This window comes from Modicisalibacter muralis (assembly GCF_900102945.1).
Classification (GTDB): Bacteria; Pseudomonadota; Gammaproteobacteria; order Pseudomonadales; family Halomonadaceae; genus Modicisalibacter; species Modicisalibacter muralis.
Genome location: NZ_FNGI01000009.1, coordinates 21,920 through 42,709 on the forward strand (window position 1 = coordinate 21,920; position 20,790 = coordinate 42,709).

At 63.3% G+C, this 20,790-nt stretch carries 23 protein-coding genes; 3 read left to right on the forward strand and 20 right to left on the reverse strand.

Going from position 1 to position 20,790, the window contains the following annotated elements; translation table 11 throughout:
- Window positions 1-4: 4 nt before the first annotated feature.
- From surE to ftsB, 5 genes are read right to left on the reverse strand one after another with little or no spacing between them, the layout of a single operon-like run.
- Window positions 5-760: a 5'/3'-nucleotidase SurE gene (gene surE, locus BLR92_RS14380; RefSeq protein WP_089729792.1), complete on the reverse strand. Its 756-nt coding sequence runs from the start codon at window positions 758-760 to the stop codon at window positions 5-7.
- Window positions 761-777: 17 nt separating this feature from the next.
- Entirely contained in the window at window positions 778-1,857 is a 1,080-nt protein-coding gene (gene truD, locus BLR92_RS14385; RefSeq protein WP_370659228.1) for a tRNA pseudouridine(13) synthase TruD, read from the reverse strand.
- On the reverse strand, window positions 1,854-2,354 hold the full coding sequence (gene ispF / locus BLR92_RS14390) for a 2-C-methyl-D-erythritol 2,4-cyclodiphosphate synthase (RefSeq protein ID WP_175488827.1): 501 nt from the start codon (window positions 2,352-2,354) through the stop codon (window positions 1,854-1,856). Before ispF ends, truD begins: the two co-directional genes overlap by 4 nt.
- Before the next feature lies 1 nt (window position 2,355).
- Window positions 2,356-3,078 (reverse strand): 2-C-methyl-D-erythritol 4-phosphate cytidylyltransferase, encoded by a 723-nt coding sequence (gene ispD, locus BLR92_RS14395; protein WP_089729794.1) that lies wholly within the window; start codon window positions 3,076-3,078, stop codon window positions 2,356-2,358.
- Window positions 3,075-3,380, reverse strand: a complete 306-nt coding sequence (gene ftsB / locus BLR92_RS14400) for a cell division protein FtsB (RefSeq protein ID WP_089730086.1) — start codon at window positions 3,378-3,380, stop codon at window positions 3,075-3,077. The genes ispD and ftsB overlap by 4 nt, the downstream gene beginning before the upstream one ends.
- An 88-nt stretch (window positions 3,381-3,468) precedes the next feature.
- Between ftsB and BLR92_RS14405 the strand changes: the two genes are divergently transcribed.
- Window positions 3,469-3,780 carry a YqfO family protein gene (locus BLR92_RS14405; RefSeq protein WP_089729796.1) on the forward strand — a complete coding sequence of 104 codons (312 nt, stop codon included), beginning with the start codon at window positions 3,469-3,471 and terminating at the stop codon, window positions 3,778-3,780.
- Window positions 3,781-3,791: 11 nt separating this feature from the next.
- Here the strand turns inward: BLR92_RS14405 and BLR92_RS14410 are convergent, their stop codons facing one another.
- Window positions 3,792-4,349 (reverse strand): NUDIX hydrolase, encoded by a 558-nt coding sequence (locus BLR92_RS14410; protein ID WP_089729798.1) that lies wholly within the window; start codon window positions 4,347-4,349, stop codon window positions 3,792-3,794.
- A 70-nt stretch (window positions 4,350-4,419) separates the two neighbouring features.
- Here BLR92_RS14410 and BLR92_RS14415 point away from each other — a divergent pair, with 70 nt between their 5' ends.
- Both BLR92_RS14415 and BLR92_RS14420 read left to right on the forward strand, forming a co-directional pair.
- Complete coding sequence (locus tag BLR92_RS14415) at window positions 4,420-5,067, forward strand: CoA pyrophosphatase (RefSeq protein WP_089729800.1); 648 nt, start codon at window positions 4,420-4,422, stop codon at window positions 5,065-5,067.
- Complete coding sequence (locus BLR92_RS14420) at window positions 5,064-5,735, forward strand: 2OG-Fe(II) oxygenase (protein WP_370659229.1); 672 nt, start codon at window positions 5,064-5,066, stop codon at window positions 5,733-5,735. The genes BLR92_RS14415 and BLR92_RS14420 overlap by 4 nt, the downstream gene beginning before the upstream one ends.
- Before the next feature lie 5 nt (window positions 5,736-5,740).
- On the opposite strand, the gene BLR92_RS14425 is transcribed toward BLR92_RS14420, so the two are convergent.
- The 14 genes from BLR92_RS14425 to ptsP all read right to left on the reverse strand — a co-directional run bounded on the left by BLR92_RS14425 (window position 5,741) and on the right by ptsP (window position 20,614).
- Window positions 5,741-7,114: an MFS transporter gene (locus BLR92_RS14425; protein WP_089729802.1), complete on the reverse strand. Its 1,374-nt coding sequence runs from the start codon at window positions 7,112-7,114 to the stop codon at window positions 5,741-5,743.
- Between the two features lie 232 nt (window positions 7,115-7,346).
- Entirely contained in the window at window positions 7,347-7,916 is a 570-nt protein-coding gene (gene gfa / locus BLR92_RS14430; RefSeq protein ID WP_089729805.1) for an S-(hydroxymethyl)glutathione synthase, read from the reverse strand.
- Between the two features lie 141 nt (window positions 7,917-8,057).
- Entirely contained in the window at window positions 8,058-8,633 is a 576-nt protein-coding gene (locus tag BLR92_RS14435; RefSeq protein ID WP_245704222.1) for a cell wall hydrolase, read from the reverse strand.
- 272 nt (window positions 8,634-8,905) lie between these two features.
- Window positions 8,906-9,565 (reverse strand): glutathione S-transferase family protein, encoded by a 660-nt coding sequence (locus BLR92_RS14440; protein ID WP_089729809.1) that lies wholly within the window; start codon window positions 9,563-9,565, stop codon window positions 8,906-8,908.
- Window positions 9,566-9,913: 348 nt separating this feature from the next.
- Entirely contained in the window at window positions 9,914-11,224 is a 1,311-nt protein-coding gene (locus tag BLR92_RS14445) for an arsenic transporter (protein WP_089729812.1), read from the reverse strand.
- Between the two features lie 159 nt (window positions 11,225-11,383).
- Window positions 11,384-12,100, reverse strand: a complete 717-nt coding sequence (arsH, locus tag BLR92_RS14450; protein WP_089729814.1) for an arsenical resistance protein ArsH — start codon at window positions 12,098-12,100, stop codon at window positions 11,384-11,386.
- Window positions 12,097-12,510 (reverse strand): arsenate reductase (glutaredoxin), encoded by a 414-nt coding sequence (gene arsC, locus BLR92_RS14455; RefSeq protein WP_089729816.1) that lies wholly within the window; start codon window positions 12,508-12,510, stop codon window positions 12,097-12,099. Before arsC ends, arsH begins: the two co-directional genes overlap by 4 nt.
- Window positions 12,510-12,863 (reverse strand): ArsR/SmtB family transcription factor, encoded by a 354-nt coding sequence (locus BLR92_RS14460; protein ID WP_089729817.1) that lies wholly within the window; start codon window positions 12,861-12,863, stop codon window positions 12,510-12,512. Before BLR92_RS14460 ends, arsC begins: the two co-directional genes overlap by 1 nt.
- A 300-nt stretch (window positions 12,864-13,163) precedes the next feature.
- Window positions 13,164-13,628, reverse strand: a complete 465-nt coding sequence (locus BLR92_RS14465) for a GNAT family N-acetyltransferase (RefSeq protein WP_089729819.1) — start codon at window positions 13,626-13,628, stop codon at window positions 13,164-13,166.
- 243 nt (window positions 13,629-13,871) lie between these two features.
- Window positions 13,872-14,534: a DsbA family oxidoreductase gene (locus tag BLR92_RS14470; RefSeq protein ID WP_089729821.1), complete on the reverse strand. Its 663-nt coding sequence runs from the start codon at window positions 14,532-14,534 to the stop codon at window positions 13,872-13,874.
- Between the two features lie 46 nt (window positions 14,535-14,580).
- Complete coding sequence (locus BLR92_RS14475) at window positions 14,581-14,823, reverse strand: type II toxin-antitoxin system Phd/YefM family antitoxin (RefSeq protein WP_089729822.1); 243 nt, start codon at window positions 14,821-14,823, stop codon at window positions 14,581-14,583.
- A 150-nt stretch (window positions 14,824-14,973) separates the two neighbouring features.
- Complete coding sequence (locus BLR92_RS14480; protein ID WP_089729825.1) at window positions 14,974-16,770, reverse strand: PTS fructose-like transporter subunit IIB; 1,797 nt, start codon at window positions 16,768-16,770, stop codon at window positions 14,974-14,976.
- Window positions 16,767-17,738: a 1-phosphofructokinase gene (pfkB, locus tag BLR92_RS14485; RefSeq protein WP_089729827.1), complete on the reverse strand. Its 972-nt coding sequence runs from the start codon at window positions 17,736-17,738 to the stop codon at window positions 16,767-16,769. Before pfkB ends, BLR92_RS14480 begins: the two co-directional genes overlap by 4 nt.
- Complete coding sequence (gene ptsP / locus BLR92_RS14490; RefSeq protein WP_089729829.1) at window positions 17,738-20,614, reverse strand: phosphoenolpyruvate--protein phosphotransferase; 2,877 nt, start codon at window positions 20,612-20,614, stop codon at window positions 17,738-17,740. Before ptsP ends, pfkB begins: the two co-directional genes overlap by 1 nt.
- Window positions 20,615-20,790 lie beyond the last annotated feature (176 nt).

The window sequence follows — 20,790 nt, forward strand, 5'->3', positions numbered from 1 at the left end:
GAATTCACGCGAGTCGTGACAACGCATCCAGCCATCCCTGCACATCCTGGAGCGCCGCATGCCGGGTCAGATCGGTTTGCAGCGGAGTAATCGAAACGTAGCCGGCCTCGATGGCGGCGAAATCGGTATCCGGGCCATCGTCGGCGTTTTCGCCGGCGGCAGCGATCCAGTAGCGGTCGCGCCCCCGCGGGTCCTGAACCTTGAGTGGCTCGGTCGACGGGCCACGATAGCCCATGCGTGTGACGCGAAAGCCGCGAACCTGCTCCCACGGCAGATCCGGCACGTTGACGTTGAGCAGGCTGCGCGGTGGCAGCGATAGCGAATCCGCCGCGCCGACCAGGCTCGCTGCGACCCGCCCGGCGGTCTCGAAGTAGCGCGAGCCGGCCAGCGACATGGCGATGGCCGGCATGCCCAGGTTGCGACCCTCCATGGCGGCGGCGACGGTGCCCGAATAGAGTACGTCGTCGCCCAGGTTGCCACCATGATTGATCCCCGAGATCACCAGGTCGGGCTTTTCGTTCCACACGCCATTGACGCCCAGGTAGACACAATCCGCCGGCGTGCCATCGACGCTGTAGAAGCCGTTATCCAGCGCCGTCAACGCCAATGGCCGCGACAGCGTCAGCGAATTGCTGGCACCACTCTTGTCGCGGTCGGGCGCCACCACGCGCAGCCGGGCATGAGGGCTCAAGGCCTCATACAGGGCGCGCAGCCCCGGCGCGTGAACGCCATCGTCGTTGGACAGCAACAGCTTGCGCATCGTTTCTCCTCGAATCGTTACAACGTTGGGTGCGCGATCAACTCACGCAGCACGGCGGTGGCAAAGGCCCCGCGCGGCAATTCGAAACGCAACCGCAGCGAGCGTTCGTCTCGCGTAAGCTCGGGGGCGCTCAGCCGCACGCGCAACGCCCGACGCGCCAAGCGCACACCGGCGCGTTCGAGACCGGCACACAACTCGCCATGACCCGCCACTAGCGCCTGCTCATGGCGCGCGGCCTCATACAGCGCCAGCGAACCGCCCTGCCCCCACAGCACGCCGCTGGGATGAAGGTCGAGACGCGCGGCGCGCTGGATCAGCTCGTCGTCGATCGTCTCGGCGACGAACTGGCTGGCGGTTCCATCGAGTATCAATACATCGCCATCGATGGGTGTCGCCCAATCGTTGGCGGCGATTCGCGCAGCCAGCAACTCGTTGAACAAGTAGCTGCGCGCGGTCGACAGCATCATGCCTTCGCGATCGTCACGCTTGCGCCAGCCTCGCGCCAGTATGCCACGCGCGTGGAGCAGGTTGCGTCCGCCCGGGCCGAAACGCTGAGGACCGAAATAGTTGGGCACGCCCAGCTCGCACAGACGCTGCCAGCGCGCCGTGAATTGCGGATGCTCAATTGCCTCGCCGCTCACACGCAGCATGAAGCGATTGCCTCGATGCACGCCACGCTTGAGCTTGCGCGGGTGACGCCGGCACTCGAGCAAGGCGACCGGCGGCCCCTGTCGGTCATCGGCCAGTCGTTCGGCCAGGTCTTCCGGCGCCTCGCGGCCCGGCAAATGCACCGACAGCCACTGGCGCGTCACCGCGACACGATCCTTCATACCGGAGAAGCCCACGTCGCGCTGAGTGACATCGCAGATTCGCGCCAGGCGCCGGGCCAGCTCCAGGGTGGTCAGGTCGCGTTTTTCCAGCCACAGCCAGAGGTGTTCGCCATGACCTTCCGGCGCGAAATCGAGGCATTCCTCGACGACGAAATCCTCGGGCGTGGCGCGATAATCGCCATCGTCCAGCGGACCTCCATAGGCATACGGCCATGCCGGTGGCCAGCCGCTACTGACGTTTTCCTGTTTAAAGCCGCTTTCGGTCACTGCGTGTCTCCGTCGCTATCCGCCAACGTACACAACAGCGCCACGGCCTCGGCGGCGATGCCCTCGCCGCGCCCCGTGAAGCCCAGCCGCTCGGTGGTGGTGGCCTTGACGTTGACCGCGCCGAGCGGCACATCGAGATCCGTGGCGATAACCTCGCGCATGGCGGCGATATGCCCCGCCAGCTTGGGTGCCTGGGCAATTACCGTGGCATCGACATTGCCGACGCGATAACCGACTTCGCCGATCAGGGCCACCACATGGCGCAGCAAGACGCGGCTGTCGGCACCCGCCCAACGCGGGTCGGTATCCGGGAAGTGCCGGCCGATGTCGCCCAGCGCGCAGGCACCGAGCAACGCATCGCACAGCGCATGCAGTAGTACGTCACCATCGGAGTGGGCGACGAAGCCGTGGTCGTAGGCGATACGCACGCCGCCGATCATCAGGTGATCGCCGTCGCCGAAACGATGCACGTCGAAACCGTGGCCAATTCGCAGCATGTCAGCGCTCCGCCGAAGGCCCCGCCGACTGGCGCGCCTGGGCAGCGAGAATGTGCGCCGCCAATGCCAGGTCTTCGGGGTGAGTGATCTTGAGATTGTCGCGCCGCCCCGCTACCAGGCGCGGCGCCAGGCCCAGCGCCTCGACCGCCGAGGCTTCGTCGGTAATATCGATGCCGCCGCGCCGCGCCGCCTCGAACGCCTCGCAGAGCAGGCCGTAACGGAAGCCCTGGGGCGTCATCGCGTGCCACAGGCCATCGCGAGGCTCGGTGGCAGTCACTCGCCCCGCGCCATCGGCGCGTTTCATGGTATCGGCAACCGGCGCGGCGAGTAATCCGCCGATGCGATCTTCACTAAGCGCGGCAAGCAGCCGGGCCAGATCGTCCGGGTGCACGCAGGGCCGAGCCACGTCGTGAACGAGCACCAGGTCGTCGGCGCCTGCACGCGTCGCCAGCGCCTCGAGCGCGTTGCTCACCGAGTCGGCGCGCTCAGTGCCACCGTCAATGCGCTGCCAGTCGGCGAATGGCACCCAGGCTGGGTCGAAACGGTCGTCGTCGGCATCCAGGCAGAGACACAGACCCGCTTGCGGATACACGCCATGCAGGCGCTCGAGGGTCAGCGCCAGCAGCGGGCGACCGTCGATTTCCAGATACTGCTTGGGGCAATCCGCACCCATGCGCCGGCCCTGCCCGGCGGCCGGCACGATCAGCCACAGCGGTGTGGTCATCGCTGGCCTTCCCGCGTAGTGCCGGCGTCGACGCCAGGTACCCAGAAGAACTCTTCATCCTCGCGGACCATGCCGATATCGCTGCGCGCGCGCTCTTCGATGGCGGCCAGGCCGTTCTTGAGATCGACGACCTCGGCGGCCAGGCGCTGATTGCGCTCACGCAGGGTTTCGTTCTGCGCGGCCAGGGTGTCGGCACGCGAACGAATATGAGCGAGTTCGCGCAGACCGCCATCGCCCCACCACAGGCTGTACTGAAGCAGGACCAGCAGGGCGATCAGCGCGATGGCGAGCCATTTGAGCATTGGCACATCCGATTGGGTAACGATAATGGCGGGCATTATGCCATCATCAAGGAAGCCGCGCAGGCCCGATGAAACAAGGAGTCGACACATGTACAAACTGGCTTTCTTCGTGCCTATCGACGACGCCGAGAACGTCAAGGAGGCGCTCTTCAAGAGCGGCGCCGGGCGCATCGGCGACTACGAGGCCTGTTGCTTCCAGACTCGCGGTAGCGGCCAGTTCCGCCCACTCGCCGGCGCCGACCCGCATATCGGCCAGGTCGGCGAGCTGGAACGGGTCGAAGAACTCAAGGTGGAGCTGGTGTGCCCCGATGAGCTGATTCAAGATGCCGTCGCCGCGCTCAAGGCCGCTCATCCTTATGAAGAGCCGGCATATGACGTCTGGAAGCTGGCGAATATTTGAGCTATGGCCGCCTAGGCGCTACCGAAATAGCGTTCGCGATCCTGCAAGCCGATCGCGCCGATATGCAGGGGAAAGACGCCATCGCGACGGTCGTGAAAATAGTGGCGCAGGGTTCGCTCGATGGTCGGAAAGGCCAGTTCGTCCCAGGGGATGTCTGCCTCGGCGAACATCGCGACTTCCTGGCTCTCGGGGCCGGCGGCGAAATCGCCGATCAGGTCGGCGCGAAAGATCATGTAGACCTGATTGATGTGTGGCAGGTCGATCAGCGTATACAGGTCATGTATTTCGACCTCGGCACAGGCCTCCTCGCGGGTTTCGCGCGCCGCGGCCTCGAGGGTCGTCTCGGCGTTTTCCATGAATCCCGCCGGCAATGTCCAGTAGCCCATGCGTGGCGATATGGCGCGCCGACACAGCAATATGCGGCCGTCGCGTATCGGTAGCGTACCGGCAACGATGCGCGGATTCTGATAATGGATAGCGCCGCAGGCATCGCACAGATAGCGTGACCGGTCGTCGCCCTCGGGAATCGCGAAGCGGACGTTGTGTCCGCAGTTGCTGCAGAATTTCATGGGGCTCCTCGCTCGGCCTTGACGCTTATCGGAGGGCTGGGTACAACGGTAAAAACCGCGCGGAACCCCCATGTTAGAGAAACTCCACGAACGCCTGCAAGCGCACACGCCGCGCAAGCTCAGCCTGGTATTACCCCAGGCGGCAGTATTATTGCCGATCGTCGCGCGCGACGAACCGACGATATTGTTCACGCGCCGCGCCAGCCATCTCAAACAGCACGCCGGTCAGGTGGCCTTTCCCGGCGGCAAGCGCGAGCCCGATGACCCGGACCTGCTGACCACCGCCCTGCGCGAGGCCCAGGAAGAAATCGCCCTGACGCCCGGCAAGGTGCAACTGCTCGGGCGCCTGGGCGATCTCATTTCACTGCACGGTATTCGCGTTACGCCGTTTGTCGGGGTGATCCCGCCAGATCTGCCCTTGCGCGCCGATCCAGGCGAGCTGGATGCCATCTTCGAGGTACCGCTGAGCGTATTTCTCGAGGATCGGCGTAGCCACACCGATGTCATCACCGCTTACGGCCGGCCCTTTTATGTACCCAGCTACCAAGCCGGGGAACACGTGATCTGGGGACTCACCGCGATGATGCTGGTCGAGTTGCTGGCCGACGGTTTCGGCCAGTCCATCAGCCTGGATACGCCGCCGGACGATGGCCATTTGAATTACCGTTCCCGACAGCCCAGCCCGATACCCGACGCCGATTTCGATCGCCGCCCATGATGCCCTCCCCCCACGGACTGGATAGCAACGGACTGGACAGCAGCGCACTGGCCAGGCTGGCCGACGAACTGGTCGAGCGCGGCTGGTTCGTTGGCGAGCACTTCATCGACGCCGAACTTTGCCGGGCGCTTCACGCCGAATTGCAGCAACTGGCCACCAGCCATGCACTGACCGATGCCGGCATCGGTCGCGGCGACCGGCATCGATTGCGCCGCGACATCCGTGGCGACGCCATCACCTGGCTGAATCGCGAGAGCCAGGCCCAGCGAGACTACCTGACGCTGATGGCCGAGCTGCAACGGCAGATCAATCAGGCGCTGTATCTGGGCTTGTTCGAGTTCGAGGCGCACTTCGCGTATTACCCGCCCGGCGCGTTTTACAAGACCCACTACGACAGCTTCCAGGGCCGCGCCAATCGTATTGTCTCGACCGTGCTTTATCTCAACCCCGACTGGCCGCAAGAAGGCGGCGGCGAGATGGCCATCTACGCGCCGGACGACGAGACATGCGAACTGGCGCGGATACGCCCCGAGGCCGGCACCTTCGTGTGTTTTCTATCCGATCGCGTGCCGCATGCGGTGCTGCCGACACGCTACCCGCGCGCCAGCATCGCCGGCTGGTTTCGCCGCAACGCCTCGCTGGGCGGGCTGGTCGACCCGGCGAGATAGACTCGTCAGCGAGTCGCACCCGCCTCGGCATCCACATCGTAATAAGCGATGGTGGTGTCTTCCTCGCGTGGCGGGCCGACCACGGGCTCGGCGACTTCCACATCCGGCACCACCTCGGAAAGATCTTCCACATGCTCGTGCTCGATGGCGCCCTGGACCAACTCGTCGGTCACATTGAGTTCGGCGCCCACCACCGACTGTGGCGGGTTGGTAGTGAATGGCGCCACCGGTATCGGCGCCGGACGCTGGCTGCGTCGCCAGGTGAAGAACATCACCAATATCGCACCCAGCGTAGCCAGCGCCCAGAACAGGCCGGCATCGCCCAGCACGCTCATCGCGGGCGTGATAAGGGGCGGACTTAGCGTCGAGCCGATGGAACTGATCAGCAGCAGCCCCTGGCTCATGCGCACCAAAGCACCGGCCGGGGCGCGGTCGGCGGCGTGGCTGACCGCTACCGGATACAGCGCGAACACCCCACCACCGAGCAGGAACAGCAACGCCGCCAGCACCCAGGGGCCAGTGGGCAGCCACAACACCGCCAACGAGATGGCCGCGCAGGCGACGCCGATCAGGATCAGCACCAATTGGCGGTCATGGCGGTCGGACCAGCGGCCGATGGGGTATTGCAGCAGCATCCCGCCGAGCACCACCACGGCCATCATCTGGCCGATGCGATCGACCTCGAGACCGCTGCGCTGCAGATACAGCGGCAACAGCGTGTAGATGGCCGCGACGAGCAGCCCCGAACCGAAACAACCCACCACCGCGGTCGGCGTCATCATGATCAGGCGCAACGGCGGCAAGGGCTCGGCATGCTCGATCAGTGGCGATACTCGCGGAATCAGTGACAGCGGTAGCACCGACAGCGATGCCAATAGGCCGATGACCATGAACGGCACCGCCTGGCCGGCGGCATCGGTCACGCCCAACAACAACTGGCCGATCGCCCCGGCGGCGTACAGGGAAATCATGTAAAGCGCGAGTAGGCGCCCGCGCACTCGCGTATCGGATGCTGTCAGCAGCCAGCTCTCGATCACCAGGTAAACGCCCACCGTGGCCCAACCGCCGATCAGGCGCAGCACGAACCATGCCAGCGGATCGAGCCATAGCCCCTGCAGTAGCACGGTGACCGCGACCAGCGAAGCGAAGCAGGCATAGGCACGAATGTGGCCGATGCGCAGCAGCAAGCGATCGTTGAGTAGCGCACCGATGGCCAGACCGATGAAGTAGGCCGACGACACCCAGCCGATGACCATCGCCGACTCACCGGCGGCATCGAGGCGCAGGGTGATCAACGTGGCCAGAAAGCCATTACCGATACCAAGAATGAACAGGCCCAATAAGGGGGCCAGTGCCATGACCAATAGCTGCCGCGACATGACGGGGTGCCTCAGAACGAGAAAATGGCGGAGCGCCGGTATTGCGGGCCATTGCGAATGCATTGGCCGGGGATCGCGCGGCGAATATACGCCTCTTTGCGACTTTAGGAAAGACTATTCGTTAGCACACAAAAGGGCCGTTCATAATGGCCGGCGCCGCGATAATAAATGCTTATCGCGGCGCCGGGGAAACGGTCAGTTGTTGGCGAAAAGGCATTGACCAAACCGCTGTCTAAAGAATGCCCTTGGACTTCGCGACATGCGTCGCTATCGCATCCATCAACGGCGGCGAAAGGCAATCGTAGGGCTCCAGACCCAGCGCTTTCAGGCGCGCGCGGATAGCGTCCATTTCCTCCGGCTTCGTCCCCGCCTCGATGATCGACGACGTGAATGCCGCGAATTCCGGAGCGGCCCAGCCTGGATCGTCAGAGAGTTCGGTGTGAATGAAGTCCAGGCCGTGAAAAGGATGCGTGGTGTCCTCGATGCGCCCGTACATATGCACGCCGCAATCCTGGCAGGCGTGGCGCTGTATGGTGGCGGCCGGATCGACGACCTGGAGCTTGTCCTCGTTGGCGGTAACGCTCAGCGCGTCTCTGGGCACCACCGCGGCTTGCGAAAAGATCGCCCCTGACGGCTTCCAGCACTTGGTGCATCCACAAAGGTGGTTGTGCTGGCACTGCGCATTGACCGTTACCTCGACCCGATTGGCCGCGCAGTGGCAATGCAGCGTGCCACCGCTGAATCGATCGCTGCCGGCGTTGACACCATTGTCCACCGCAGGATGGAGCTTGATATCGTTCATTGGTCGTTCTCCTTGCTGCTCTTGAACAGCGGTTCGATTACCCACATGGCTGGCTACAGGAGGGCGATCGCTTTCTCCACGCAAACTGGTCAGGACACGAGATAGCCAAGACATGTTTCACCTCTCTTTCGCTAGATGGCCTTACTGCGCGGTACCACCCCAGGGCTTATAGAAAACGAATTCGCCGACCTCGGCCGTCTGCCTGTATACCTCCCCCCAATCGGGAGCGACTTCCCTATGGTGGAAATATAGCGCACCGCCGGTTCGGTCCGGCAGTTGCCCATTGAGTGCCTTGCGGGCGATCTCCTTGGCGACCGCGTAGGCATCCTCCGCCTGGGCATCATCCGCACGACCATCGCACCACCACGAGAACTGGCAAGTCCCCTGCTCCGAGCCTTGCTTGACGACGCCACAAACCGTATCCGGGAAGCCCTCATGCCCTAGCCGGTTCATCACCACGTTGGCCACGGCTTGCATATCGGCGACCCGCTCGCCCCTGGCCTCCCAGTATATGGTGCGCGCCAGGCAAGTGATCGCATCGTCCAGGGGTGCCTCGCCTGATGGATCGACCGCCTGCACCTCCGGCTGGGTAATAGTCACGGAGGAAGGAGCAGGCGCCTCGCCACCCTCGATCACGACGCTCTGCTGCAGTACCTCCGCCTTCTCGACGGCAACCTCGGACTTTGGCGCCGGTTCGATCGCGAATGCCTGGTTCATGAAAAGAAGTATCGCAAGGCAGATTATTATTCTTATTTGGCGCTGGCACATGGTCGACCTGCTTGGGTGATCACGGAAACGTAGTCGCTCACGCTCTCGGCGTCGACTGGGACGATTTCGCTCGACTGAATCGGTGCTTTTCAAGTGTAGCGTGGGCTGGAAGAATTGCTGGATTCGGCTAGAGACGTACACTTAAAGCATACGGATGTAATACCAACGCCTGATGCAGCCGTGGTTTATTTATGGTGATGAAGGAGCAACGACTAACTCCTTTATGGCATGTAATCGGGCAATCTTACGATGGGTTTTTCATTGGCGACCTTCAACCATTCTTGAACAGTCTGCCTTGACAGCAACTCACTAGCCCATGCCTTAACCAAGGGCCAAGGGTCCAAATCGGGCGTATGCGTGGTCAGTCTCATTACAGATGGAACCAGGGCCAAGTCCGCCAGAGAGACATGATTGAACAGGTACGGCCCGCCGCTGTTGCTCAGTTGCTGTTCCCATGCGTCATAGACGTGAGCGCATTGATGGCGCTCATCGAATGTCATCGCTCTTTTGTCGGGATAGAAGGCGCTTTCAAACGACAAACGGGGGCAAAGACTGGAAAGACCGGCATGTTGCCAGGCCATGAACGAACGCGCGCGTGCCCGTTGTATCTTGTCTTGTGGGAGCAACTTATCGCCGCCCAGGTCGTTGGCATATTCCATAATTGCCAGCGAGTCAAAAATTACCGTGCCTCCATCGACTAACACAGGAACGGCTGCAGGCGGCGAGAATTCGGCAATTCTATTCAGATTGGCAAAGCGCTGTGGGCGCCTAATGTCCACGATCTCTTCTTCAAACTCAACGCCTGCTTCCTTCAATGCGAGCCAAGCCCTGAATGCCCAGCTCGAAGCATTTTTGGTGCCTGAATACAGAATTCGATCCATAGGAGTTTTCCCTAGATATCTAATATCAAGCTCAGCAGCCTGGCGAAGTGGCGCCTTGTTGGGTGTCTTTTCTCTACGGGAGCCGACATATTGGCATCACGAGCAAGAACCCATTTACCGTTCTGTTCCTGAATATTGTCAAGGTGTTACCCGACCTAGCCCGGCGATCTCAAGTTCCAAGTGCAACGCTTCAGGGCCGGGCACAGCCATAGGCAAAATCGTAACCGGTTGACGCCCGAACCTAATAATCTCTTCCCAGTCTCGTTTGCCTTTCTCTGTTGGCTCCGCTGGTTAGCAACGTTGCAATCGCTCGATGAACACGCCCTATGCGTATGGTTGTCGGGTGACTCATGGCGATGAAATAGCCGGTAGCCACAACGCGAGCGCGATCAACGTGGCCAGCAGCACGGGAGGGGTAATCACCAATCCCACCTTCATGTACTGCCCCCAACTGATACGGTATCCCTTGCCGGCCAGCACATGCAGCCAGAGCAGCGTGGCGAGGCTACCGATGGGCGTGAACTTGGGCCCCAGATCGTTGCCGATGACGTTGGCGTAGACCATGAGCTGCTGTGTCTGACTCGATACCTGCGCCTGATCGATGGCCAGCGCGCCGACCAATGTCGACGGCATGTTGTTCATCAGCGAGGCCAGAATGGCGGAGGCAAAGCCTGTGCCGAGGGTAGCCACGAAGTCCCCCTGTCGACTCAGCCACACCAGGACGTCCGCCGCCCATGCCGTGAGCCAGGCATTACCCAGGCCATACACCACCAGGTACATGCCCACGGAAAACAGCACAATCTGCCAAGGCGCGTTCTTCAGTACCTTCTTTAGCGAAACGACATGCACATGCCCCGGTGAAAACCACCGCCCGGCAATCGCCATCAGGATGAGTGCTGCCGTGCCCATGATGAAGGTGAACGGAATCTCCCACTGGGCGGTCACGAACAATGCCACCAATAAGGCAATCAGTAGGGGGAATGCCGCTCGAAAGACTTGGGGGTCGCGAATGGCCGTTGCCGGCGCTTCCAGCCGCTCGACGTCATAACGGTGAGGTATCTGCTTGCGGAAGTACACGCCCAGGACCAGCAGTGTAGCGGCCAGCGACACCAGGTCGACCGGCACCATCACCTGGGCGTAACGGTCGAAGCCAATCTCGAAGTAGTTGGCGCTGACGATATTGACCAGGTTCGAGATGACCAACGGCAGGCTGGTCGAATCGGCCACGAAACCCGTCGCGATGATAAAGGCCAGTGCCACACCGGGACTGAAATCCAGCCGGGCCAGGATGGCCACCACGATCGGCGTCAGCAGCAGTGCCGCGCCATCGTTGGCGAACACGGCGGCAATCAGCGCACCCTGCATGACGATCAGCGGGAACAACAATCGTCCTCGCCCATTGCCCCAACGGGCAATATGCAGGGCGGCCCAGGCAAAGAAACCGGCCTCATCGAGTATCAACGAAATGATGATCAGCGCCACGAAGGTGAAGGTAGCATCCCAGACGATATGCCAGACGACGAGCACGTCACCCCAATTGACCACGCCCGTCAACAAGGCCACCACGGCGCCGCCCAGGGCACTCCAGCCAATACCGAGCCCCCTCGGTTGCCAGATGACCAGCACCAACGTGACCAGAAAGATCGCAAAAGCCAGCATGCAATTTTTTCCTTAAGGAATCGCTGAATAAATCGCCGAGCGGAATGAATCACAAGGCGCCCGGAGCACAGAAGACGAGACATAACATGGGGTTAGGCGAGTCTTCGAGCACCGCGTAACGCCGTGATTCGTCCGTGCAGGCATTTATATAGTGGTTCCTCAGTGCGTTTCTTGATTGACGCGCCTGGAGACGGCTTCGGCGCTCTCGACCCGTTCCGAGTAACGGCCGGTCAGATACGCCGAGCGGCCCCGCGTCAACCAAGTGAATTTCACCAGCTCTTCGCAGACATCGACGATACGCAGGTAGAGCGGCGATAGCCGCATCCGCCCGGCTTCATCGAACTCATTGAAGGCCTTTGGCACCGAGGATTGATTGGGGATGGTCAGCATGCGCATCCAACGTCCGAGAATGCGCAGTTGATTGACGGCATTGAAACTCTGGCTGCCACCGGAAACCTGCATGATAGCCAGCGTCTTGCCCTGCGTTGGTCGTACGCCGCCAAGCGCCAGGGGGATCCAGTCGATCTGAGCCTTCATGATGCCGGTCATGGCCCCGTGACGCTCGGGGCTGACCCAGACCATGCCCTCGCTCCACTCGGCCAGTTCGCGCAATTCCTGCACCTTCGGGTGATTGGCTTCGGCATCGTCCGGCAGCGGCAAGCCGGTGGGCTTGAACGTGCGCACGTCGCAACCGTACCAGCGAAGCAATCGCCCAGCCTCTTCCGCTACAAGGCGCGAGTATGACCGCTCCCGCAGCGAACCATACAGTATCAGGATGCGTGGCGGATGCCGGGGCTGGTCCGGGCCAATCAAGCTGTCGACGTCAATGGGCTGCATATGTTCAGGATCGATATTGGGCAACTGTTCCAGAGTCACGAGGCCGCCCCTTTGAAGCGCACGGTCTCGCCATCTTCCTTGGTGAACTCGGCCACGGGGTTCGCCAACAGGGGCAATACCGTCTCCGAGGGTCGGCACAAGCGCGTGCCCTTCTCGGTCACCACGATGGGGCGGTTGATCAGGATGGGATGATCCAGCATGGCATCGATCAATTGGTCGTCGCTGAGCTCGGGATTGTCCAGACCCAGTTCATCGTAAGGTGTGCCTTTGTGGCGCAATAGCTCCCGGGGAGCCATGTCCATGGCAGACAGTAATACGATCAGCTTCTCTCGCGAGGGCGGCGCCTTGAGGTACTCGATGACATGCGGCGTTTCTCCCGATTGGCGCATCATCGCCAGGGTATTGCGGGAGGTGCCGCAGTCCGGGTTGTGGTAGATCACGCTTTCCATTATTGGTTCTCCTCCTGGGATGGGCAGCAGGGTTGCAATTCCTGAAGCAGCGGCTCACACAGTCCGGGATGCCCCGCGCAGCAGTCACGCACCAGAAAGCTCACCGTCTCCCTCATGCACTCCAGGTTGGCGCGATAGATGACCGATCGGCTTTGCCGACGCGATACGACCAGGCCCGCCCGTGACAAGACGCCCAGGTGCGTTGACAGGGTGTTGTGGGGTACATCCAGAAGCCGGGCAACCTCACCCGCGGGCAACCCCTCCGGCTCGTGGCGCACCAGTAACCGGAAGGTCTCCAGGCGGGTCGCTTGGGAGAGTGCCGCGAATGCTTCGATAGCTCTTGCATTGTCCATATGTCCAGAATTACAGACATAACATGAAAAAGCAATGACGGAGTCGCACATGTCGGGACAGCGATTGCACTGAGTCAGCGATTCTTGGACAACTAAGGGAGGCCGGCATAAGCGATACCGTGCCGTTCGTGGCTGGTTACGCGTCCAGAACGATGGGTTTGGAAGCTGGGCACGCTGCGCGTTCGGCTAACTGTGACGCAACTCTCGGCCAAAAGCGGTCTTTTAGGCGGCAGTGATTAACGCCAAAGCTCAGCCGACGCCCGCGAGCGTAGCGAGTGGGCGGTCGGCTGGAGCGACCTGTTAGCTGGCATAGAGATTGAATTCTACAACAGGTAGCGCCCTTGGAGCGGGGACAGATGACTGCTCCCCAACGACACGACCGCCCATAGCTTGATAGAAGGGCACTGCGCCAGGATCAGAAACGACACGCAACGATTCACATCCGTTATCTCTGGCTTGACCGAGTGCTCTTTCGACTAAGGAGCGTCCGATACCACGTCGCATGAAGGCGGGAAGCACCCACATATGTTCCAGCTCAGCCTGCTTTTTATGGATGGACACAGCAGTGAACCCCGCTAGCTCGCCCGAAATTTCCGCAACGAGAACATTCTGGTGAGCGATTTGTTCTGGAGAGATAGTGAGTTCCGACGCCCATAGCTGCAACCATTCCGCAGGATAGCCCCAGTGTGCTTTTGCTTGAAGCGCGATAGACGAGAGTACTGCCGCCTCCGATGTTTGCGCTTCTCGAAAGTTGATCATCTGCATTTGCCAGCTAACAGGTATTAGACAGCGCGCTCGTTTATCGACTTGAACAAGCACGCGCGTTCAAGAATGATATGCCGCGTTCACGCAGAGACCCTAAAGTACTGAAAAATATAAATATTAAGTATAGCTCAACCACATGACACCGATCATCGTGCATGCTACATATTCCTAATGAACGTGCTCGCTGCTTTTGGCTCCATTGTCCGCTTTGGGTCGAAAGCAGCCGACTATCTTCACCCAAACTCAGCCCCCAGCCACATCTACAATCGCCCCACGAATCACCTCCAGCGACTGCGCCCCTGACAGGGCAGTCCGCCCTGCGAAGATAAACGTCGGCACCCCGCTCACGTCCAGCCGCTGGACTTGCGCCAGTTCATCACGCACTTCGCTAATGCTTTCCTCGCCTTGCAGGAACTCTAATACCGGCACACTCGCAAGGCCACTACGCTCAGCCAACGCAGCGAGCACCTCAGGCTGGCCGATATCTTGCCCCTCGACGAAGTAGGCGCGGAACAGGGCATCGACGACGGCCTGCTGCGCGCCATGACGACCGGCCAGCCAGATCACGCGATGCGCGGCGAAGGTGTTGGGCGTGCGCTGCATTCGCTCGTGATGAATTTCGACACCCGCCTGGCGCGCGGCGGCTTCCACCTGGGCGTCCAGCGCCTGCGAGCGCGCCCAGGAGCCGAACTTGGCGCTGCGGTAGTCGCGTCGCGACATGCCGCCCTCGGGCATGTCGGGGTTCAGTTCGAAGGGCTTCCAGTCCACCGTCACATCGATGTCGCCGGCAAGCGAGTCGATGGCGGCGTCCAGGTTGGCCTTGCCGATGTAGCACCAAGGGCAGATCGCATCGGAGATCACCGTGACCTGCACCGTGGGGATGGAGGCTCTGGTTGCATCGTTCATCGTGGCGCTCCAAATCAGTTTGGGCTATCCAACACCCGACGCCTGTTTACCAATCCAAGTCCTCGCCGCACTCATCCACGGGCGCGTCCATCCCCTCGCGGATCGACTCGCGCATACCCGGCACGGACAACAAAAAGAGGGTTTCCTGGATGGCGTCCCAATCCTCTTCGGCAATCAATACCGCCTTGTTGCGCTTGCCGCTGATCAAGATAGGCTGATGGGAGATAGCCGTCTCGTCGATGAGCCGACAAAGGTTGGTACGCGCTTCGGTAGCGGTAATTCCGTTCATAAGGCTCCTCGCTATGGCATAGCGCTTTCTCCAAAAGAATACGCGGTTATGGATGTGCGCAGAATAGGCCATACGGTACACCACGACGTATAAAAGCATCGGCGCCCTTAGCAGACGCCGATGCTTTTTAGAGGGTGGCGATAGCGAGAATCAAGCGTTGGCGGTCACCACCGGCGCCTCACCCCGCTTGATCATGGCGTAGCCGAGCCCGGTGACCAGCGCGCCGGCGACGATCGCCGCGAGGTACAACAATACCGGGGTGATGGCGTTGGGGATCAACAGCACAAAGATGCCGCCGTGGGGCGCCATCAGTTCGGCGCCGAACAGCATCGATAGCGCGCCGGTGATCGCGCCACCGACCATGCAGGCGGGGATCACCCGCAGCGGATCCTTGGCGGCGAAGGGAATCGCGCCTTCGGTGATAAAGCACATGCCCAGCACGAACGAGGCCTTGCCGGCTTCGCGCTCGGCGGTGGCGAACTTGTTACGCGCGACGAAGCTGGCGATGCCCATGCCCAGCGCGGGTACCATGCCGGCGGCCATGATCGCGGCCATTGGCGCGTAGGTCTCGGAGGCCAGCAGCCCGACCCCGAAGGTGTAGGCGGCCTTGTTGACCGGCCCGCCGAGGTCGAAGCACATCATCGCGCCTAGCAGAATACCCAGCAGCACGGCATTGGCCGAGCCCATGTTCTCGAGAAACGCCGTCAGCGTCGAGAGAAGCGCGGCCACCGGCTCGCCGACCACGTAGATCATCACCAGGCCGGTGACCAGGCTGGCGATCAATGGAATGATCAGGATCGGCTTGAGCGATTCGACGCTCGCCGGCAGCTTGACGTATTGGGTGACCGCCTTGGCCACGTAACCGGCCAGGAACCCGGCGATGATGCCGCCGATGAAGCCTGCACCGACCTGCGACGCCAGCATGCCGCCGATCATCCCCGGCGCGATGCCCGGCCGGTCGGCAATCGAATAGGCGATATACCCGGCCAGCACCGGGATCATCAGCGCGAAGGCGGTGCCGCCGCCAATCTGCATCAATGCCGCGGCCAGCGTGCCCTCCTCCTTGAAGGCCTCGATGCCGAACACGAACGACAGCGCGATCAACAGGCCGCCGGCGACCACCATCGGCAGCATGAACGACACGCCGGTCAGCAGGTGCTTGTAGACGCCCTTCTCCTTGACGCTCTTCTTGCGCTCGCCACCACCGGCGGCGCCGGCCTGGCTTTCCACCTCGGCATTGGCCAGGGCCTCCTCAACGGTCTGGCGCGACTTCTTCAGCGCGTTGCCGGTGGAGGTACGCCAGATACGCTTGCCGGCGAAGCGCGTGGGGTCGACCTCGATGTCGCAGGCCAGAATGACCACATCGGCGTCGCGGATCTCATCGTCGCTGAGCTCGTCCTGGGCGCCCACCGAGCCCTGGGTTTCTACGCGAATCCTGTGCCCCAGCGCGCGGCCCGCCTCCGCCAGCGCCTCGGCGGCCATGAAGGTGTGCGCCACGCCGGTCGGGCACGCCGTCACCGCGACGATATTTTTCGCCGGTGAAGACTCAGCTACGGTCGTTTGTGAAGAACGTGGCGCATGTTCGGGCGCCTTAGAAAGCGGCGCCGATAAAGAGCCAGGCGCATCTTCGGGCGCCATAAAAGACGTCGCCTCGCGGCTCGCGCGCTCAAGAAACGCCGACGGGTCCGGCAGGGCCTGGGCGATCGATGCCTGGAACAATCGCTTGCCGGCAAAGCGCTGCGGATCGGGCACGTGATCGGCGGCGACGATGACCAGTTCGGCGGCATCGATGGCCTCGGCGCTTGCCGGTGCGAGCGGTTCCAGCTCGCCGTGCATTTCCACCGTTGGCTGCCAGCCACGGCGCTTGGCGGCCTGCTCGAGACGCCGTGCGGCAAGAAAAGTGGTGGCCATGCCGCTCGGGCAGGCGGTAATCAGGATGACGTTCATGCGAGCGCTCCCTCTGCGTTTGCGTCCAACCGACGCACGCGAGTGTGTTGTTGGAGTTGATCGAAGTCGGCGGCGTCGGGATTGCCCACGCCAACGTGGCGCACGGACTCGGCGGACAGCGCCGTGGCCATGCGCAAGGACTCTTCAACGGGAAGACCGGCGAGTACGCCGTGCAGCATGCCCGCCACCAGCGTGTCGCCGGCGCCCACGGTGCTGGCGACGCTCACCTTGGGCGGTGTGGCCAGCCAGGCACCGCGTCGGCCGACCCACAGCACGCCGTCGCGTCCGGCGGAGATCAGCGCCTCGTCGATGCCCGAGGCATGCAGGCGCCGCGCGGCGCGCAGGCGTGCGGCATCACTGGTCAATGACTCGCCCGCCCACTCGGCCAGCTCCTGTTCATTGGGCTTGACCGCGTTGGGCTTCGCGACAATGGCGGCGTCCAGCGCCGCGCCGCTGGTATCGACCCACACCGGCAGGCGATGTTCGCGCAAGCGCCGGATCAACGCCGCCAGTTCGTCGGGCGAAATCCCCGGCGGTAGGCTGCCGGCGATCACCACCGCATCCGGGCGGCGCGCCGGGTCGCCGGCTCGCGCATCGAGCTCAATGACCAGGCGGTTGAAGGCATCCAGCGCAATCGCAAGGCCGGGGCCGTTGATATCGGTGATGCGCCCATCGTGCTCGGCGAGCTTGGCGTTGATGCGCGTCTCGCCCGGTACGCGCAGGAAGGCGTCCTCCACGCCCAGGTCGGCGAAGGCACGCACGAAGGGCGCGTCATTGGCGCCACCCAGAAAGCCCGACACCGTGACTTCATGGCCCAACGCCACCAACACCCGCGCGACATTGACGCCCTTGCCGGCGGCGGTGAGATGGGTCGCCTCGGTGCGGTTGACCGCGCCCAGCGTCAGGCGCGGCAATCGAATGGCGAGATCCAGCGCGGGGTTGAGGCTCAGCGTGAGTATCCGTGCCATCACAGCGCCTCCAGGGCTTCGCGCACCGCGTCGCTGGTGGCCTGCGCCAGCGCGATCTCGGCGTGACGGCGCGCCTCATCGAGGGTCAGCTCGCGCAGGCGCGCCTTGACCATCGGTACCTGGCGCAGCGAGACCGACAGCTCGTCGACGCCCAACCCGACCAATACCGGTACCGCCTGAGGATCGGAAGCCAGCTCGCCGCATACGCCGACCCACTTGCCCTTGGCGTGCGCGGCCTCGACGGTCATCTGGATCAGCCGCAGCACTGCCGGGTGCAGGCCGTCGGATTGTGCGGAGAGCTCGGCGTGGCCACGGTCGATGGCCAGGGTGTACTGGGTCAAATCGTTGGTGCCGATGGAGAAGAAATCGACCTCCTCGGCCAGGCTCGGCGCCAGCAGCGCACTGGAAGGAATCTCGATCATCACGCCGAGTTGCACGTCGGGCGCCTGGATCTCCTCCTGCAAACGCTCGACGATGGCCCGCGCGGCGCGGAACTCGGCGATGTCCTTGACCATCGGCAGCATGATGCGCAGTGGCTTGTCGCCGGCGGCGACCAGCAGCGCGCGAAGCTGCGTCTCGAGAATCTCCGGGCGGGTCAGCGCCAGGCGAATGCCGCGTAGGCCGAGGAACGGGTTATCTTCCTGAGGCAGCGGCCAATACGGCAATGGCTTGTCGCCGCCGACATCCAGCGTGCGCGCGACCAGCGGGCGGCCATCGAGCGCCTCAATGGCTTCGCGGTACTCGGCGATCTGGGTATCGAGATCCGGCGCCTCGGCATGCGCCATGAACACGAACTCGGTGCGCAGCAGGCCGACGCCCTCGGCGCCCTGCTCGACGGCATCGGCGGCGTGGGCGGTATTGCCCAGGTTGGCGGCGACCTCGACGCGATGGCCATCGCGCGTTTGACCCGGCTCGAAGCGCTCGGCGTAGGCTTGCCTCTCGCGGGCCTGGTGTTCCTTCAGGCGCAGTTCGGCGCGCTCGCGGCGCTCTTTGGACGGCGAGGGAATCACCCGGCCACGCTCGCCGTCGAGGATCAAGTCGCTGCCGTTTTCCAGCGTCATGATCCGCTCGCCGGCACCCACTACGGCGGCGATACCCAGGGCACGGGCGAGAATCGCGCTATGTGAGGTCGCCCCGCCGCGCACGGTGAGCAGGCCGCGCACCTTGGCGGTATCCAGCCGCGCCACGTCGGACGGGCCAACGTCATCCACGACTAGGATGTAGGGCTCATCGGGCGGCGTGGGCAGTTCGATACCGCACAAAATACCCAGCACGCGACGACCGACGTCGCGCAGGTCGGCGGCGCGCTCGGCCAGCAGGCGATCGGCGAGCATCTCCTGGGCGCGCGCGGCGGTATCGATCCCGCGCCACCAGGCCGCTTCGGCGGAGAGCCCTTCGTCGATACCCTCGTGCGCCGCCTCGCGCAGCTCGGGATCGTCGAGCATCTCCTCGTGGATCGACAGGATCTGCGCGACCTCGCCGCCCTTGGCCTGACGAATCAAGGCTTCGAGTTGTTCGGTGGCCTCGCGCAGGGCCCGCTCTAGGCGTGCCTTCTGTGCCACGCCATCGCCGCCGCGCTCGGCGTCGAGATCGCGGGCGCGTTCGGGGTAGTCGAAGCGCGGCGCGCGCATGACGAAGACCGGCGCGATGGCCAGGCCCGGCGCGGCCGGTACCGCCATATGCGGTGTATCTGCAGGTAATGGCTCGAGGGGCGTGGGCGCTGCGGGGGCGGTCTCGACATCGCGACGCTCGTCGAAGGCCGCGACCTTCTCGCCGAGGCCGTCACCCATCGCATCGACAAGCGCCTTCAGCGCCTCGCCGGCCCCCGCGCCCTCGGCGGAGAACACCAGCGTCTGGCCGCGCCGCGCACCCAGGCCGATGACCTTGGTCAGGCTGGCCGCCGATACCGTCTCGGCGCTGCCCTCGAGCAGGCGCACCTTGATCGGCAAGCCCTGGCTGCGCGCGATGTGCACCAGTTGCTTGGCCGGCCGCGCGTGCAGGCCATGGGCGTTGAGCACCCGGGCACGCGCGGTTTCGGCGCGGGCGCTCTCGCCGGCCAGGCGCGCCAGCACGGTGGCGGCGTCGGCATCGGCCAGCGCTTCGCCATCGCCGGCATCGAGCAGCGTCGCCAGCCGATCGATCAGCCCCAGGTGCGCCTCGCCCTGTCCGGCCAGGCAAAATACCCCATTGACCGGCCCCTTGGGGCCGACAAAGGCCGCCTCGGGCGTGGCCAACGACAAGGCCGGTGTCGTCACGCCGCACGAACTGCTGGCCAGCCACAGGCCTTGGCCCAGCGCCACCGGTTCCTGCTCGACTATCGCCGCGACAAAATCGCCAGTCACGCAGCCGGCCTGACGCAGCCGCGCAGCACCGGCGAGTGCCAGCTCGAAGCGATCCTTGGCCGGAAAGCCCAGGCACAGCGTATCGATATCGACTCGCGCCACTATCGGCGCCTTGGCCAACTGGGCGATGATCTCGGCACGACTCCTTGCCTCGGCCAGCTGTGCGGCGACGCCCTCGCGGTCGAGCACATGGGTCAGCGCACGCAGGATATCGAGATGCTCGTCGCTCTGCGCGGCGATGGTCACCAGCACATGCACGCGATTGCCGTCGTGCCACTCAATGCCCTCGGGAAATTGCAGCACCCGCACACCGGTGGCCAGCACCTGGTCGCGGCTCTCCGGCGTGCCATGCGGAATGGCGATGGCATTGCCCAGGTAGGTCGACGACTGGGCTTCGCGCTCGTGCAGGCCGTGACGGTATTCCGGCGTGGCCCGGCCGGCCTCGGCTAGCGATGCCGCAGCCTGGTCCAGGGCATCGCGCCAGTCGGCGGCGCGGCAATCGAGCAGGACGTCGTCCTGATGCAACGTGAGCATGGGATTCTCCTTTCAGCTTTCGGTGCGCTTGCTTCGATAAGCTGAATCGTGTCACCTATGTTGTTAAGCAATGCTGGAACGATCCAGCCGATTAATCAAGCCCGCCGATCTACGACCTTCGCAGGGGGCGCCAGGTTTCGTCGCTGCCGTAGAATGGCCCGGCTCGTCTCTTATCG

Bases quoted from the DNA above. Each gene is read 5' to 3' on its own strand.
- surE (WP_089729792.1), bottom strand. From the start codon at position 760: ATGCGCAAGCTGTTGCTGTCCAACGACGATGGCGTTCACGCGCCGGGG.
- ispF (WP_175488827.1), bottom strand. From the start codon at position 2,354: ATGCTGCGAATTGGCCACGGTTTCGACGTGCATCGTTTCGGCGACGGC.
- ispD (WP_089729794.1), bottom strand. From the start codon at position 3,078: ATGACCACACCGCTGTGGCTGATCGTGCCGGCCGCCGGGCAGGGCCGG.
- ftsB (WP_089730086.1), bottom strand. From the start codon at position 3,380: ATGCTCAAATGGCTCGCCATCGCGCTGATCGCCCTGCTGGTCCTGCTT.
- BLR92_RS14405 (WP_089729796.1), top strand. From the start codon at position 3,469: ATGTACAAACTGGCTTTCTTCGTGCCTATCGACGACGCCGAGAACGTC.
- BLR92_RS14410 (WP_089729798.1), bottom strand. From the start codon at position 4,349: ATGAAATTCTGCAGCAACTGCGGACACAACGTCCGCTTCGCGATTCCC.
- BLR92_RS14415 (WP_089729800.1), top strand. From the start codon at position 4,420: ATGTTAGAGAAACTCCACGAACGCCTGCAAGCGCACACGCCGCGCAAG.
- BLR92_RS14420 (WP_370659229.1), top strand. From the start codon at position 5,064: ATGATGCCCTCCCCCCACGGACTGGATAGCAACGGACTGGACAGCAGC.
- BLR92_RS14425 (WP_089729802.1), bottom strand. From the start codon at position 7,114: ATGTCGCGGCAGCTATTGGTCATGGCACTGGCCCCCTTATTGGGCCTG.
- gfa (WP_089729805.1), bottom strand. From the start codon at position 7,916: ATGAACGATATCAAGCTCCATCCTGCGGTGGACAATGGTGTCAACGCC.
- BLR92_RS14435 (WP_245704222.1), bottom strand. From the start codon at position 8,633: ATGAACCAGGCATTCGCGATCGAACCGGCGCCAAAGTCCGAGGTTGCC.
- BLR92_RS14440 (WP_089729809.1), bottom strand. From the start codon at position 9,565: ATGGATCGAATTCTGTATTCAGGCACCAAAAATGCTTCGAGCTGGGCA.
- BLR92_RS14445 (WP_089729812.1), bottom strand. From the start codon at position 11,224: ATGCTGGCTTTTGCGATCTTTCTGGTCACGTTGGTGCTGGTCATCTGG.
- arsC (WP_089729816.1), bottom strand. From the start codon at position 12,510: ATGGAAAGCGTGATCTACCACAACCCGGACTGCGGCACCTCCCGCAAT.
- BLR92_RS14460 (WP_089729817.1), bottom strand. From the start codon at position 12,863: ATGGACAATGCAAGAGCTATCGAAGCATTCGCGGCACTCTCCCAAGCG.
- BLR92_RS14465 (WP_089729819.1), bottom strand. From the start codon at position 13,628: ATGCAGATGATCAACTTTCGAGAAGCGCAAACATCGGAGGCGGCAGTA.
- BLR92_RS14470 (WP_089729821.1), bottom strand. From the start codon at position 14,534: ATGAACGATGCAACCAGAGCCTCCATCCCCACGGTGCAGGTCACGGTG.
- BLR92_RS14475 (WP_089729822.1), bottom strand. From the start codon at position 14,823: ATGAACGGAATTACCGCTACCGAAGCGCGTACCAACCTTTGTCGGCTC.
- BLR92_RS14480 (WP_089729825.1), bottom strand. From the start codon at position 16,770: ATGAACGTCATCCTGATTACCGCCTGCCCGAGCGGCATGGCCACCACT.
- pfkB (WP_089729827.1), bottom strand. From the start codon at position 17,738: ATGGCACGGATACTCACGCTGAGCCTCAACCCCGCGCTGGATCTCGCC.
- ptsP (WP_089729829.1), bottom strand. From the start codon at position 20,614: ATGCTCACGTTGCATCAGGACGACGTCCTGCTCGATTGCCGCGCCGCC.